Below are 13,420 nucleotides of genomic sequence, written 5' to 3'. Positions count from 1 at the left end.
CTGATGTATAACTTAGGTTACCTTAGGCTAAGCCTGAGAAATATAACATAACGCACTATCACTTTTAACACACAATTTAAAAGGGATTTATAAGCAGATACATTCAGTTGTATCTGCTTTTTTTATGCCAAATGATAATGAAAGCTCTGATTGAATGATATACATTTTTTTTTAAACCGAATAATGCTTCAAGTTAACACGCATTAATTAGACGATTTTTTTGTATCATCGTTATTAATACTGCGCTCACTCTTCTTAATTGATCCTTTAAGTTTTCCAAATTTCCAGTTCAGTGAGCAGCTTACACGTCTGAACGGATTTTCACGAATGCGCTCCTGTGTAAAATTGACGCCTTCTGTAAAACTCCTGTATTCCCGGTTTTTTTGAAAAGGGTTCGCCACCATGGCAGATACCGTTAATTTATCTTTTATAATATCCTTGCTACCACTAAATCCCAGGTAATAATAATTGTTTGATTGCCCTTGCAACATTACATCTGGTGCTCCATAATTAAAAGACACACTTGTTTTCCAGGTTTTCTCAAATTTATAACTGGTAGTAAAACTAGAGTATCCGGTTAGGCCACTGTTTTGTGCCAGCACTCCATTAATCATGCCTTCCAGCCAAATGTAATTTATATTGGCACTAACGTTCAGATTCCATTTCGCCGTTAAAGGATAATTAAAATTGGCATTGGTACCTAATAATCTGGTTTTACCAATATTAAATGAAGTAACACGGGTCAGGTTTTCTGCAGGGAAATAGGTCGAAACTTCCTGTTGGGTATTGTTTGCGAAATTATAGCTTAAGCTTAAGTTTAACGATCCTTTTTTAAAGTTGCTGTAGGTCAGTTCGAAATTGTTACTTAATGTCGCCTCTAAATCAGGATTCCCGAAATATTCAAAATTAGGTCTCGATTTATCTACAAATGGGTTCAGGTTCCATATTCCTGGTCGTTGGATTCTCTGGGTAAAACCAAGGCTTAAACTCTGACTGTTTTTCAAAGTCCGGTTAAAAGATACCGATGGGATCAGGTTAAAATAGTCGGTTTTTACACTTGTGCCCGTAGTTTCAAAATTGCCTGTAACATAAGTTCCTTCCAGGCGGGCGCCTGCTTTAAAAGTCCAGTTTTTGAGTTTGAGTGTATAGGTATTGTAAACCCCAAATATATTCTGATCATTTCCATATACATTGCTCTGAGCCGGATCGATGATGTAGCTGTTTTGTGCTGAATTAAAACCAAGGTATTGGAAATCACTATCACCACGCCTTAATATTGCCTTTACTCCGGCTTCGAGCGTTACTTTCTTCCAGGGATTTACGTAATCAATCTGCGCTGTTTGTTCCTGCGAGCTGCTCACATTATCTTGCCTGTAATTTACACCTGTAAAATTTAACCGATTGTTAAACATTACATCGTTGGTTTGCGGCTCTGAACTGTCGAAAAACTTATAGGAAAAAGTTAACAGGTGTTCTTTTTTATCCTTGAAACCTTTTTGATAATTGAAAGTATAATCTGTTCCTCCCCATTCATAACGGGTTTTCCCATCGAGATCATAGGAAGATAATACCGAACCATCCCTTAGATCAAAATGCTGACTCAGGTTTTGTTGATTATAACCGCCGTATGGATTAATTTCTACTGTTATCAGATTCAACGAGTCGATCTCATAACTCAGTTCTCCTCCACCCCAGGCCCACTTATTGTCGGTTTGCTGAAAACCTAACGAATTCAGGCTTGATGGGATCGCTACGCCGCGGCTGTTTCTTGCATCCGTGATTTTTACGCCATCTACCTGCCAAACGCCGGTACCTGCATACAAGTTTGCGCCAAAGTTACCCTGTTTAATGGTAAAGTTCATGTTTCCGCTGGGTCCACCTGGAGATTGGTAACGGGCATTTAGGTTTCCGTTGTAGCCATTGTCCATCTTTCTGGATGTGATGATATTAATTATCCCTGATAATCCTTCGCTTTCATACTTCGATGGTGGTGTGGTAATGACTTCGATTTTTTGCACACCGGCTGCAGGCATACTTTTTAAATATTCTTTTGGATCACGTGTCAGAATGCCTGAGGGCTTCCCATTAATTAGAATCCGGTAATTACCTGTTCCTTTGAGTTTAACATTGTCATCCGCATCAACTGATAATAGGGGAACCTTTCGCATCATATCCATCACCGAAAGCACCTTACTTTCTGCATCTGCCTGAATATCGTAAACAATCCTGTCCGGCTCCTGCTTAATCAGCGGCCTGCTGGCTGCGACAGCAACTTCTCCAAGTTCATTACCTGATGAAACCACTAGAATTTTATTCAGATCCGTATCACGGCTGAGCTTCAACAGAATCGTTTTGGATTTATATCCTAAGGCGCCAATAATAACTTTGTAGTTTCCTTCCACAATTCCGGAAAAAGAAAATTTCCCTTGTTCATTGGAAACAGCACTTTTGATCACAGTTGAATCCTTGCTAAGCGCTATGGTAACAAATTCTCCTGGTTTACCCGAAACGCTATCTATTAGCGTTCCTGAAAGCTGAAATTTGTTTTGCTGGGCCGTAGCCTGATTTGAGATGAGGATGCATTGAAAGGCAATGCATAGCGTTAATAAGTATCTGCTCATAAAATAGTTTTGTCTGATCGGCTATATGCGATTTGTTATATACTAGATGCAAAAAAATTGAAAGTGTTGCATGGACAATGAATATTTTTTAGAATAATTTGCAAATCAATCAGATATTTTAATTTATCAACATCATGCAGGTTATGGAATAGGTGTGAAAAACCTGTAAATGCTACGACTGAAAACAGCATGACTCTGTTATAGTTGATCGTTAAGTTTAACAGTCGTGCAAAAAATCAGATTGGAATAATAGGCCAATGGGCGTTAAAATATGAGTTTTGAAGCGTTCCTTAAAGCAATAATTAGTTTCTTGGCGGCACCAGGCCAGTAAACTTTTTTCTATTGCGCAAAAATCACTTGGACCTCAAGAATAAAAAATGGTTAAAAACAATTCTCGGAATAGATTGTCTGAATATATAGTTTGTTTGGTTTAGTTTTAAAGACGGATGTCAATAGAACATAAAAATATAGCCCCTTAGAAATATGGGGCTTTCTCTTTTTATAGCCTCGCTGAAAAGCATTCTAAACGAATCACATTCCTTTTCAAACAGATAAAACTAAATTGATGGGCAGAAAGCATGGTTAATATAAACTTTGTCAAACCTACATAGCGATTTTGTATTTCCTCACGGTCTATAAAGCAATCAGTACCTAGACATCAATCATACAGTCCTGAGTTAAAGGTAAATTGTTATCTTTTAAAATTAGCAGAATTTGTGCGTTCATTAACTTCCGCATTGATATCCGGCGTCTGAGTGGATGGAACGGCTGAAGACTGAAGATTGGTCTTTTGCATCTCTGAAAAGTCTGGAAACAGTTGCTGCCTGGTCAGGGGAACCATTTCAGTATTGAAGACGTCCAGGCGTTTAAGCTCCGGGTTTGCGCAAACATAGACAGGAATCTTCTTTCCATCAAGCTCCATAGATAGAGAAATTAAATTGCCGTAACTCAGTGCCTTAATGCTCGCCATTTTTTTCTCCTCATCCTGAAAATCCATAAACGGATATTTTTCAACGGTTTGCTGTAGGTTAAAGCCATATTCAGGAAAAAACCATTTTAAAGGATGCTCGCCACTTTTATCGGTTACTCCAAGATCGAGCTTGAACCAGACGGTCACTTTTTTCCGGCTATCTTTTTCTAAGTTATCCAAATCCTTGACAAAAATGTCCTTTTGCAAAGAAAGCCCGCTCATGAGCTTATAACACTGAAGGGCGGTCATTCTATGATCCTGTACGATGTCGAATCGTTTATTTACCGGTTCAGGGGAATTATAGCGTTGCAGTTTAGCCTCAACGGCATTTAAAAAATAGACCTCACTGGTCGCTGAGCGGCTGAAGTGAATCTCAAAGTGCATGGTGTCAACTCCTTTTGAAGGGTCTGAGCGAAATTCTGCCGGGATATAGCGTTGATTGATACCGATAGAGAATGAGCGGGATCCTTTGTAAATCGCATCCTCCAATACCGAATTTAAGCGTGTCCCAAAGCCTAGATAGTCGAGTGATTTCTGCAAATAGGCTAAGTTATTCTGGTCCATGGATTTTCTGTTTTAAGTGAATTGGTAATTGAAATGAACTGACTCATCTTGATATTTTTCTCATCGCAGGTTCTGTCTGCCGGGCAGGGATACCTTCGGCCTGGTGCCTCAACTTTCCTGCACCCTCCATTTCTGAAAGCGCCTGATTAAACGCTGGCGTTCGGTGATCGAGCTGCTGGGCGTTCTCTTTGAGCGCACCAATGCCCCGGAGAAGCAGATAGCTGATACCGCCATCAAGCAGCACCGAAAGCACCAGCGCTTTGCGGTCAGAGAGTATGCCATGGGTCGCTGTAGCGCGATGCCTTAAACGGGTACCGTCTTCGAGTTCCAATACTTCTCCTCTGCGAAAAGTGGATTTTTCCTCCTCCGATAGCAGCATGCCATTCACACGGTCAGGAGCCTGTACTTTGGAAACATCATAGCTAACAAAGTCTTTAGTTACCGGATCGTATTCAACGTTCAACATGGTTGACCTGCCCTCTTCCTGCTCGACAGCTTTGCCTATAAAACTTCGCTTGCCGCTGATCAGGTCCTGAGTTTCCTGCTGATTGAGCAAAGGATGAACGCGCGGCTGTTTGTAGATAGGATGAATGAATAGTTCTATTTCGCCTGAATCCTGCCTGGCTAGCGAAAGCCTGGCATCTAACCGCTCAATAAGAAAATCTTCTCCTTTGATTTCATGCAGAGAGATCAGATCCGTTCGTCTTCCAGCAAGCAGGGCCTGGATCTGGGCAGGAGAAAGCATTAACTGTTTATCATGATAAATTCCTAATGCTTCAAGCTTGGAAAGCGGAAGCTCCTTCACATCAAATGGTGTTTTCATAATTTCATCTTTTATTGGTTGGTGATGGCATGTTATTTTTTAATGTTTCGCCTGAAATCTGCTCACGAGAGATCAATGGGTGCTGAGCGAGTTTTTTTTCCAGCAGCGCGGCGTACAAGGGGTCTGAGCTGGAAAGGGTAAATTGTATGCCAGAAGGCAGTTGTTCCATGCGAAGCCGCCCCTGTTTCAAATGCCCATCGACCCGATATATGCGGTCCTTGTAAAGGATCTCATCACCCGTTGAAAGGAAAGGTTTTGAGTTTTGCATTGCCGTTGGCATCATCGTGGGATCAAGCTCAATACTTTGTTTTCGCTCGATGGCTAATAAATATTCAAAGATTTTCTCCGCATCAGCCGCCGCAGCATGAATTTCAAAAGGAGTATCCTCTAGCACTGAAACCCAACTTTCCACATACGCCGCATGTTGTCCGGGATCATGCCCGATTCGAAGTTCTGATCCGATCATCATGGACGCAATTTCCGCCCTGAGCTCTTCTTTGCTATATTCGACCATGCCATTATTGAGTAGACTTGCCCGGTCTAACCTGGAGGGGTGTCCTGTCCAATGCGCCAGTTCATGTAGCGCAGTGGCATAATACAGTTCTGCAGCTGCAAACTGGGACCGATCAGGCAAAGTAATTGCATCATACCTCACATCATAGTAAGCCGAATCAATGTAACGGTGATCGATCTCTGCACTGCTGTTTTTTATCAGCGCTTCTGCCCGTTCTATAGGATCCCAGGAAATTTCTTTAGTGCCTGTTTTCGCTATGGCTTCAAGTCCTGATATTTGCTGGCCATTAAACACCCAGGCACATGAGACTATAGGCCTGGATAGTGGAAGCCTTTGCTTGATTGGATTCCCCAGCTCATCAAAGACGACTTTACCTTTCTCATCACGCATCGTTTTTTGCTCATGGGTTTTAACAAACTGGATCAAAGTCCCTTTTTCGCCTTTGAGAATTTTGGCGCCCATGGATTCGGCCTGTTTAAAGGTTAGCCACCTGGGATCCTCGTAACCGGAAAGCAGCAAATTCATGGCATTAATTCCCCTATACCGGTTACCACTTTGCGCATTATAGGGCAGCATCTGAATAGGGATTCCCTCTGTATTCCAAGGCTTTTGCCAGGGAGCAGTCCCTTTTTTCAGTTGCTCAATTAGTGTTGATGCAACCTGTTCATGCAAGGGGCGTAGTTTACTTTCCATCATTCGCCTCCTCTTCTGTTGGTAACTGATCTGCCACTTCCACACCATACTGTTTTGCCTGAAGCGGAGATAATGAGACTGAAGTGTCGTGATGAAGTAATGAAAGCAGCACAGCTAATGGCAGCTCATCGTTTTGAATGGGCACTAGATTTTCCATAAGATTGTTTTGGTTTATAGTTTTGAGAATTTTAAGGGCTCGCAAGGGGTCAATGAATTTTCCGGCAACGCTGATCGATAGATGCAGATGAGGCGCAGTGGATCTGCCGGAGTTTCCTGAGATGCCTAGTACCTGTCCACCGTGCACCTGCTCAGAGGAGATGACAAAAACTTTGGAGAGGTGAGCATAAATGCTTTCTATCCATCCATGGTTAATTTTCACATATCTTCCAAGGATGCTGTTTTCTCCGCTATCACTCACCGTTCCATTCATTACCGACATCACCGGCTCATAGCGAGCGCGCAGGTCTGTTCCGGAATGAAACTGCCATATTTTAGTAATGGGATGTTTTCTCAGGCCAAAGCCACTGGTTGGAATTATTGTGTTCAACGGCCAACTTACCTGTGCTTTCAGCGGGCAACTGCAGCATAGCGAAATTAAAAGCACAGAAAGTGGAAAGACGGAAGCAAGGGTTCTCATCGCCCTGGATGATGATTGGCCTGCTGCAGATTTTCAGCCAAATGCATACGCTCACCAAGCGTATCAGTAGCCAAGGCGGCGGCAGATGGAGAATGCTTTAAAAGCTGAAAGGCATCCAGCAAAGCAGATGGGTCTCCCCGATCCTGAAGCATATTTACTTTGAAAAGGGTTTTAAAATCTCCTAAAGGTATGCTGCCGGAAGCCGACATCAGCAGCTGATAAAGCGCATGTCTGTCTTTAAGCACATGGACCTGATCAAAGGCAAACTGCTCTTTTTCCAGAGTGGCAAAAGTAATATCTACTCTTCCCAGCATCTGGTCAACTGCGGAAATAATACCGATCTGCATCTGTTTAGATTCACCATCACTCCTGTCACTGACCATTGCGATTGTTCCATTGAAATTTTCCATAAAGTTTTTGTTGAAGTTTGGAGTTAGCCGTTTGTTCTCAGGCAGCGCAAAACCACGCCGGCCACTTCCTTATTAATTCTTGCAAAATTCTCTGTGAGAACCCTTGATTTATGGCCTTTGAAATCATAATACCTGGGAAGTTCTACTGGCTGGGACTCTTCCTGGGCGATCGCTTTAAGATCCAAATTGATTTTGCAGTTGACCACTGAGGGAGAAAAACTGCCTTTATATGCATGATCGGCTTCTCTGGCCAGCATCCCTACCATTTCTCCAGTGCCAAGTGAGGCGATTTTACCTGAGGGAATCAGGTATTCCAGCCGCTCAGATAAAGAAAGGGAGGTTTTTGATCGGTCAATGGAGAGACTTTCTGATTCCTGTTTGATCTTTCCAAAAAGCTTTTCCAGCCAGTCCAGCGTCTCTTTGCTCCTCACGGATCCTGAAAGCACATTTCCTACGACCGAACAGATGGTATTGGCGACCTCTTTCCCGTAATGCTGATGGAATTGCGGAAGCTCCTGCAAACCCATCAGTACCGCTACTTTATTTGAGCGTGCCGTGGCAATCAGGTTTTCGATGCGGTGTACGAAAATGGTCGGAAGCTCATCCAGTATCAGCGCGCTTGGCAGATTGCCTTTGGAATTAATTAATCTGGTCAGCCTGTTCAGCACTACTGAATAACAGGCGGAATTGATATTCTGAGTCGAGGGATCATTTGCTAACACCAGTATAGATGGTGAATTCTGATCACTGATTTTAAGCGAGAAATCATCGCCCGAGAATACCCAGAATGTTTCCAGGGTGGCGAGCCGGGAAATAAATATTTTCAAAGTGCCCACCTGCCCCTCTAATTGATCAAATGCCTTGGCTTGGTAAGCGCTCATGAATGGTGATAATAGTGAGGCCAGCTCTATATTGCTGACCAGGCAGTCAAAAATTTCCTGATAAGACCGGTTTAAAAAGGCGAGCACATGAGGAAGCGAGGAATAGCGGCCCGATTCATAGCGGGCAAAAAAATAAATGCAGGCGGCTAAAAAATTTATAGCACTTTGGGTAAAAAACTGATCACTACCCCCTGACTTGTCCCCTTTTTTTAGTGCTTCTACCAGCGCTTCAGCCGTTTCTGCAGCATCTGCGAGGGTGGCAATATAATCACTCCGGAAAACATTTACCCTCCTGCTCATTTCAACCTCGTTTAAGTTGATTACATTGAATTTACGCCCGGATGGGGAAACCTTTTCCGCAGCTAAGTAGCGCCGGTAAGCCAGCGAAGCCAGATCGGGAAACTTAAAATCATAAAGACACATCGCGTATCCCTTATCGATCAGTTGGCGGATAAAGGGAATTACTACACCAAAAGACTTTCCGGAGCCGGGTGTACCAATAAGCAGGGTTCCCCTGAATATATTTTCAATATTGATAAATCCTTTTCTGACTCTTTTGTTATAGTAAAACAGCATAGGAATACTCACCGCGTGCGGGATCTTGCTTGGCCTGGTCTCCTGCATAAACGATTCCCCTTCCACGTTCCACTTATCTTTTCCCAGTTCGGAAGAAATGATTTTTGAAATGTTATCCATCGATATTTGCAGTGCGATTGTCCCACTTAAAAGCAGCATACCGTATAGCACAGCGGCAACCATAGGTGAGATAAATCTCCAGGAAACCTCCACTGAATAAAGCAGAATACCAGCATACAGTAGTACAAGACCAATAAATAGCGGAAAAAGGATGTGCCGCTTGGGAGAAAGCGTCCTTTGCTTTTTACTCCTTGTTCCAATAGACACCAGCAACACCAGCAGCATCATAAAAATCCTGCTGTACAATGGATGCTTATAAATCGGAACCCGGCCCATTACCTGGTGCAGATTCACCAGCGCCAGCATCGATTGCAGATGAATCCCGGGAATGGCCGGAATGATAATAAAATACAACAGATCCAGGAATACAAAAAAATAAATGCTAAACTGCAAAAACCGGTGTAGCCCGATCAGCTCGCTGCGTTCTTCCATGTCGAATTAAGAGTTTAAAATGAAGCTAACTTTGCGTGCTCAAACTTTGGCTTGGAAAGCAGCGGATTCTCTGGTGAGTGAGCAGGCAAAAAAGGCTTAAAAGCTGTCTGCCGAAAGGATGTCGCGATAAGCTAATGATAAGCTGACCAGTCTGGATGAGGGTTGCTTTTCGCTTAAGGCAATGACTAATCTCTTATCTGAGGAAAATGTAGCTTTAGCCAAGACATATATGTTTCTCCCCCGCTTGGAGAATCTCTCCAGGGGATGCAATGCTTGCTTTAATTCCAGGGGAAACTGCTGAAAGTTGGTGGCCTTCATGATTTTTTTATCACTGATGGTAAAGCTTATCCGGTCAATCTGATATTCCAGCTCCGTAGCATTCTCAAAGCCAAGATCCAAAAAAATCAGCTCTCCGCAACACAGTATCTGATGGACCTTGATGCTGATGCCTTGGTTGCTTGCCGTGGCCAGCGACTTATTGGGTTTATTTGTTATCACTTCTATCGCCTTTGCCTTGATCTGAGGCGTCGATAACGATGGTACTGCAGGCACGAGGGGAAGCATATCTCGGGGAAGTATTTCTATTTCGCTGTGGGCCTGCGCTGCATCTGATGGAATCAGGATAATGCGATACTGGGCCAGGAACTGTTCCCCGGTAACAGTCAGAATACCCAGTTCACGGGGATAGATAACAGAAGAGTCCTGGCGCAAAATCCGAAGGCGAAGCAGATTTTTAAGCGGCAAATCTCCAGAAATTCTGCTACTTGGTAAGTCGACATAACTGATGGGCTCCGGTGAGCGTAAATGAACAGCGCTTTTAGCGCTGATGTAAATAATGGGCAATGGATTTGAGCATGCCTCAGCTGGGAAAACCCGACAGCAGAATGTAAAAAAAATGATGATGGTGGCACTTAATTTTTTCATAACAGAAGTTTATTTTTTAGTGATTGATGCATCTATCAAATAGACCATTGAAGGATAGCGTATCGTTGCTTTGTTGGAACGGATCAGTCGGTTCACCGCTCCGGTAGTCGATTGAAACATCCGGCCGAGTAGACTCATGAGCTGCTGGTTTTGATCAATTGATGATTCCATAGTTATTCCGGAAACCGAGCTAGATGCCAGCTCACGGCTAAATTCACGGTAAGCTGATGCTGGCACATAGATTCCCTTAATCCCGTCTAGATCATAAATCTCCAGCTTCACGGGCAAAACAGCACCCCGGTTTGCAATTGAAGTGATGCTCATCATTACCCTTTGCGCAGAAAACCCGGTAATTAGGGCATAAATTAGAGTGCCTTTCTTTATTAATTGTCCCCCGATACGGATATCTTCCAGCAACCTGATGCCAACGCGTGAGCCATTGAATCCTGTCAGTGATTGTTCAATCATCGCCTGCATCAGTTCTGGAGATTCCATCGGTGCAAAAAGCGTCAGGGAATCTGCAGGCAGGTATTGTTGCTTTCTGGCCTGAAGTGGCGGCGGATCTTCCTTTAAGGGGCGGTTGTCCATTCCCGTTTTTGGTTTTACAGGTGATTTTATTGGCGCGAGTGAGGCTTTGTTCATACTATCCACAATGGCCATCTGCGCGCGGAATAGCGCCATGGGATCAGCGGGCTTTTCGGGCGCTTTTTTTACTGATCGATAATAGGCGGACAAAATTTCCTCCAGCTCTTTTTGATTGGAGCTTCTGTTTTGCATTCGTGGATTTCTATCGAGGTAACTTGCCCTTGCTGCGGACAGATTTGCCCCATGTGCTAAAGAAGCATTCCTGCGGGATTTCAGGGCGGCGCCAATGGAATCAAGCATTCTTTTTTCCTTACTATTGTAAGCAGATGTCGTTTCCTCTTCACTTTTATCAAGCTCTATGGTTTCCAGGGCGGTATATCCATCCCCTTTTTTGTACCGCTGCTTAAATGCTTCGAGCTTATCTTCAATTCCCTTGCCGCTAACCTCAGAAGATACCCCTGAAATGCCGGTCTGTAATTCAGCCTCCGGCGGTCCGGAATCTTTTTGTAATGAGGAGATACTTCGATAAACATAAAACAAGAGCAGGATGAATGGCAGACAAATCAAAGGGATGACGTAGCGGGGCTTTTTAAAGTCTACTTTGTTCATGGCCGTATTAACTTTGAATTAAGTTGCTGGATTCTATCTAGTATTTCCTCCATCCTTAAGCTATCTTGAGCATCCGGTATCTTTTTATCCAAAAAGGTTTTAAGTTCTGCTTGCAAAGCCATTACCTCAATCAATGCTGCAGGACCCGCTGGGAGTTTAAGCCCGGGCGCAGTTTGGAGGGTAGTAAGCATCGGTTTAGAAAGCGTTGGCTGGCGAAGTACAGTGAAACTCAGCAGTGCTGAGAAGGCCATGGCAAGCACCATCACAGCGAAAAAAAAATTGGGGTGGGATTCACTTCTTGATTTCAGATAAGCGGTTGCCCGGAAAAAAAACATGGCAAAGCCCGTCCGGGCAGCAGCCAGATAAATTTTTGGTTTGTTCATAGATAATCGGATTAAAGTGGATTTTTTTCGACCGTCGAACGGTCCTGATTTTCAAGGGTTTTCCATGCGGTAATTAACACCGCATGGGGGTTATGTTCTGAGCGTGCAGGCAGGTCCCTAAGACGTCCTTCGGTGATCAGCGATCTGAGGGTAACCGAACTTTTCCGGTCAATCCGCTGGGTGCCGTAATACCGGAAATAACCGCGTTTTTCATCAAGGGTGATCGAATCCATACGGATGGTGAGTACTGCAGAAGAAGAAAGCACAGCGCTGAAAAAATTACGCTCTTTTAGGTTATTATACTGCTGGGCGCCGCTTTCGTCAATCAGGTACATTGCCTCACGCATCTGAGACTCAATAAAGCGCTCATCAGGAATGAGCGAGAAAAACAGGGTATGAAACCTGGCGACATGTGCCCTGTACTCAGCTCCCCTGTTGAGTTCAATATCCGTCCTTTTAGCCAGCATGGGATTGACACCATCCTGAAGCACATAAATGGATTTCCGGGAATCAGATACCTGCCGGTAAGCAAAATAAGATACGGCAAAGCAGATGGCTAAAGCTAAAAAAAAACTTGTAGCAGATAAAAATGTAGCCAGGCGTACCTTAGCCTCAATATTCTTGACGATCATCTTTGCTATCCTCCCGCGATTGCAGCCGTAGCCATGTGACTCATCCTCGACGCCCCGCTGCCCATTGCGCTCGCTGCAGAACTTACGCCCGAGGTATTCACAATCCAGGTGGAAATACTCGGAACGGTAAACATCGTGAGTGCGCCGATAATAAAAGTAATGATGACCACCCCGAAAGAGAGTACACCATTTGCAGCAAACCAGCTTAATTTTTCGATACTTTCGCCATCGCCACTGAGCAGTTCGGTGTATCTGGAAATCTCAGCTTCCAGCGCATATTGCTGAAAGAGCGAGGCTACATACATCACAAGATATGCAATACCTGAATATAAACTTACTGATATAAACCGGGCGATCCATTCAGTAAAGGATCTTTGATACCAGGGCAAAATGCTGGCCGCTACTGAAAAAGGCCCCAGGATAATTAAGATGGTGGAGAAGATAATCTGCACGATGAAAATCACATATACACTAATTCTCAGCACCCAGATGGCCAGGGTTTCAAGCAGTGAACTGGCCAGAAGCTGAAGGCTAATCTGCAAGCGGTTCCGCATCTCTACTACCGGGTTCCAGACTTCAGCAAAGCCGTCCTTGACCGAACTTTTTACCGATTCCCAGGCATTTTCATACCAGGTATCCGCTTCTGTTTTGGCCACTTCGGTACTCGCCTGAAGCTTGAAGAGTTCATCGGCAACATCCACCATCAGTTTTGCCCGGTGCAAACGAAGGTCATTGATCTGCGTCTGGCTGCCATCAAAAAGCTGTTCGGTTCTTTTTTCGACCAGCTCGCCCGGATAGGCAAGCACTTTGGTAAAAGCAGGCCACCAGAGAATCACCATGACCAGTCCAAAAGGCCGCAACAGGGGCATAATTTCCAGCCGCTTATCCCCCGAAATCATCCCATAACTTCTGGCAGCGAAAAAAATGAGCATGAATATCGCGCTCAGAGCCTGCGCGTCTGCTAAAAATACATCGTAGTGACTCCATATGGTATCCTTCATGCCTTTTAAAAAATGCATCATTCCTTCTTCGTATACGCCGTTCCC

The 13,420-nt window shown here is 43.9% G+C and carries 12 protein-coding genes; all 12 read right to left on the bottom strand.

Translation table 11 applies throughout. The annotated features are described in order from the left end of the window. Positions 1 to 203: 203 nt before the first annotated feature. Positions 204 to 2,621: an outer membrane beta-barrel protein gene (locus tag R2Q70_RS06655; RefSeq protein ID WP_316806860.1), complete on the bottom strand. Its 2,418-nt coding sequence runs from the start codon at positions 2,619 to 2,621 to the stop codon at positions 204 to 206. 691 nt (positions 2,622 to 3,312) lie between these two features. Further along, complete coding sequence (locus R2Q70_RS06650; RefSeq protein ID WP_316806859.1) at positions 3,313 to 4,155, bottom strand: hypothetical protein; 843 nt, start codon at positions 4,153 to 4,155, stop codon at positions 3,313 to 3,315. A gap of 43 nt (positions 4,156 to 4,198) precedes the next feature. Continuing rightward, on the bottom strand, positions 4,199 to 4,978 hold the full coding sequence (locus R2Q70_RS06645) for a DUF4099 domain-containing protein (protein ID WP_316806858.1): 780 nt from the start codon (positions 4,976 to 4,978) through the stop codon (positions 4,199 to 4,201). Positions 4,979 to 4,982: 4 nt separating this feature from the next. Then, positions 4,983 to 6,188, bottom strand: a complete 1,206-nt coding sequence (locus R2Q70_RS06640; RefSeq protein WP_316806857.1) for an ArdC family protein — start codon at positions 6,186 to 6,188, stop codon at positions 4,983 to 4,985. Beyond that, the gene (locus R2Q70_RS06635; protein WP_316806856.1) at positions 6,175 to 6,822 is read right to left on the bottom strand and encodes a M23 family metallopeptidase; all 648 of its coding nucleotides are present in this window, start codon (positions 6,820 to 6,822) and stop codon (positions 6,175 to 6,177) included. The genes R2Q70_RS06640 and R2Q70_RS06635 overlap by 14 nt, the downstream gene beginning before the upstream one ends. Continuing rightward, positions 6,819 to 7,232: a hypothetical protein gene (locus tag R2Q70_RS06630; RefSeq protein ID WP_316806855.1), complete on the bottom strand. Its 414-nt coding sequence runs from the start codon at positions 7,230 to 7,232 to the stop codon at positions 6,819 to 6,821. The genes R2Q70_RS06635 and R2Q70_RS06630 overlap by 4 nt, the downstream gene beginning before the upstream one ends. Positions 7,233 to 7,255: 23 nt before the next feature. Then, on the bottom strand, positions 7,256 to 9,241 hold the full coding sequence (locus R2Q70_RS06625; RefSeq protein ID WP_316806854.1) for a type IV secretion system DNA-binding domain-containing protein: 1,986 nt from the start codon (positions 9,239 to 9,241) through the stop codon (positions 7,256 to 7,258). A gap of 96 nt (positions 9,242 to 9,337) precedes the next feature. Beyond that, positions 9,338 to 10,165, bottom strand: a complete 828-nt coding sequence (locus tag R2Q70_RS06620) for a DUF4138 domain-containing protein (protein WP_316806853.1) — start codon at positions 10,163 to 10,165, stop codon at positions 9,338 to 9,340. Positions 10,166 to 10,174: 9 nt separating this feature from the next. Continuing rightward, complete coding sequence (gene traM / locus R2Q70_RS06615; RefSeq protein WP_316806852.1) at positions 10,175 to 11,359, bottom strand: conjugative transposon protein TraM; 1,185 nt, start codon at positions 11,357 to 11,359, stop codon at positions 10,175 to 10,177. Next, positions 11,356 to 11,742: a hypothetical protein gene (locus tag R2Q70_RS06610; RefSeq protein ID WP_316806851.1), complete on the bottom strand. Its 387-nt coding sequence runs from the start codon at positions 11,740 to 11,742 to the stop codon at positions 11,356 to 11,358. The genes traM and R2Q70_RS06610 overlap by 4 nt, the downstream gene beginning before the upstream one ends. 11 nt (positions 11,743 to 11,753) lie before the next feature. Beyond that, positions 11,754 to 12,374: a conjugative transposon protein TraK gene (gene traK / locus R2Q70_RS06605; protein ID WP_316806850.1), complete on the bottom strand. Its 621-nt coding sequence runs from the start codon at positions 12,372 to 12,374 to the stop codon at positions 11,754 to 11,756. 5 nt (positions 12,375 to 12,379) lie between these two features. Continuing rightward, the gene (locus tag R2Q70_RS06600; RefSeq protein ID WP_316806849.1) at positions 12,380 to 13,375 is read right to left on the bottom strand and encodes a plasmid transfer protein; all 996 of its coding nucleotides are present in this window, start codon (positions 13,373 to 13,375) and stop codon (positions 12,380 to 12,382) included. Positions 13,376 to 13,420: the final 45 nt, after the last annotated feature.

Source organism: Pedobacter agri (assembly GCF_032678665.1).
Lineage (GTDB): Bacteria > Bacteroidota > Bacteroidia > Sphingobacteriales > Sphingobacteriaceae > Pedobacter > Pedobacter agri_A.
Note: the sequence above shows the minus strand (reverse complement) of the source record. Positions and strands in the feature narration are given on the sequence as shown.

Coding starts and splice junctions, on each gene's coding strand:
- R2Q70_RS06630 (WP_316806855.1), bottom strand. CDS start 7,232: ATGGAAAATTTCAATGGAACAATCGCAATGGTCAGTGACAGGAGTGAT.
- traK (WP_316806850.1), bottom strand. CDS start 12,374: ATGATCGTCAAGAATATTGAGGCTAAGGTACGCCTGGCTACATTTTTA.
- R2Q70_RS06600 (WP_316806849.1), bottom strand. CDS start 13,375: ATGAAGGATACCATATGGAGTCACTACGATGTATTTTTAGCAGACGCG.
- R2Q70_RS06650 (WP_316806859.1), bottom strand. CDS start 4,155: ATGGACCAGAATAACTTAGCCTATTTGCAGAAATCACTCGACTATCTA.
- R2Q70_RS06625 (WP_316806854.1), bottom strand. CDS start 9,241: ATGGAAGAACGCAGCGAGCTGATCGGGCTACACCGGTTTTTGCAGTTT.
- traM (WP_316806852.1), bottom strand. CDS start 11,359: ATGAACAAAGTAGACTTTAAAAAGCCCCGCTACGTCATCCCTTTGATT.
- R2Q70_RS06610 (WP_316806851.1), bottom strand. CDS start 11,742: ATGAACAAACCAAAAATTTATCTGGCTGCTGCCCGGACGGGCTTTGCC.
- R2Q70_RS06620 (WP_316806853.1), bottom strand. CDS start 10,165: ATGAAAAAATTAAGTGCCACCATCATCATTTTTTTTACATTCTGCTGT.
- R2Q70_RS06640 (WP_316806857.1), bottom strand. CDS start 6,188: ATGATGGAAAGTAAACTACGCCCCTTGCATGAACAGGTTGCATCAACA.
- R2Q70_RS06655 (WP_316806860.1), bottom strand. CDS start 2,621: ATGAGCAGATACTTATTAACGCTATGCATTGCCTTTCAATGCATCCTC.
- R2Q70_RS06645 (WP_316806858.1), bottom strand. CDS start 4,978: ATGAAAACACCATTTGATGTGAAGGAGCTTCCGCTTTCCAAGCTTGAA.
- R2Q70_RS06635 (WP_316806856.1), bottom strand. CDS start 6,822: ATGAGAACCCTTGCTTCCGTCTTTCCACTTTCTGTGCTTTTAATTTCG.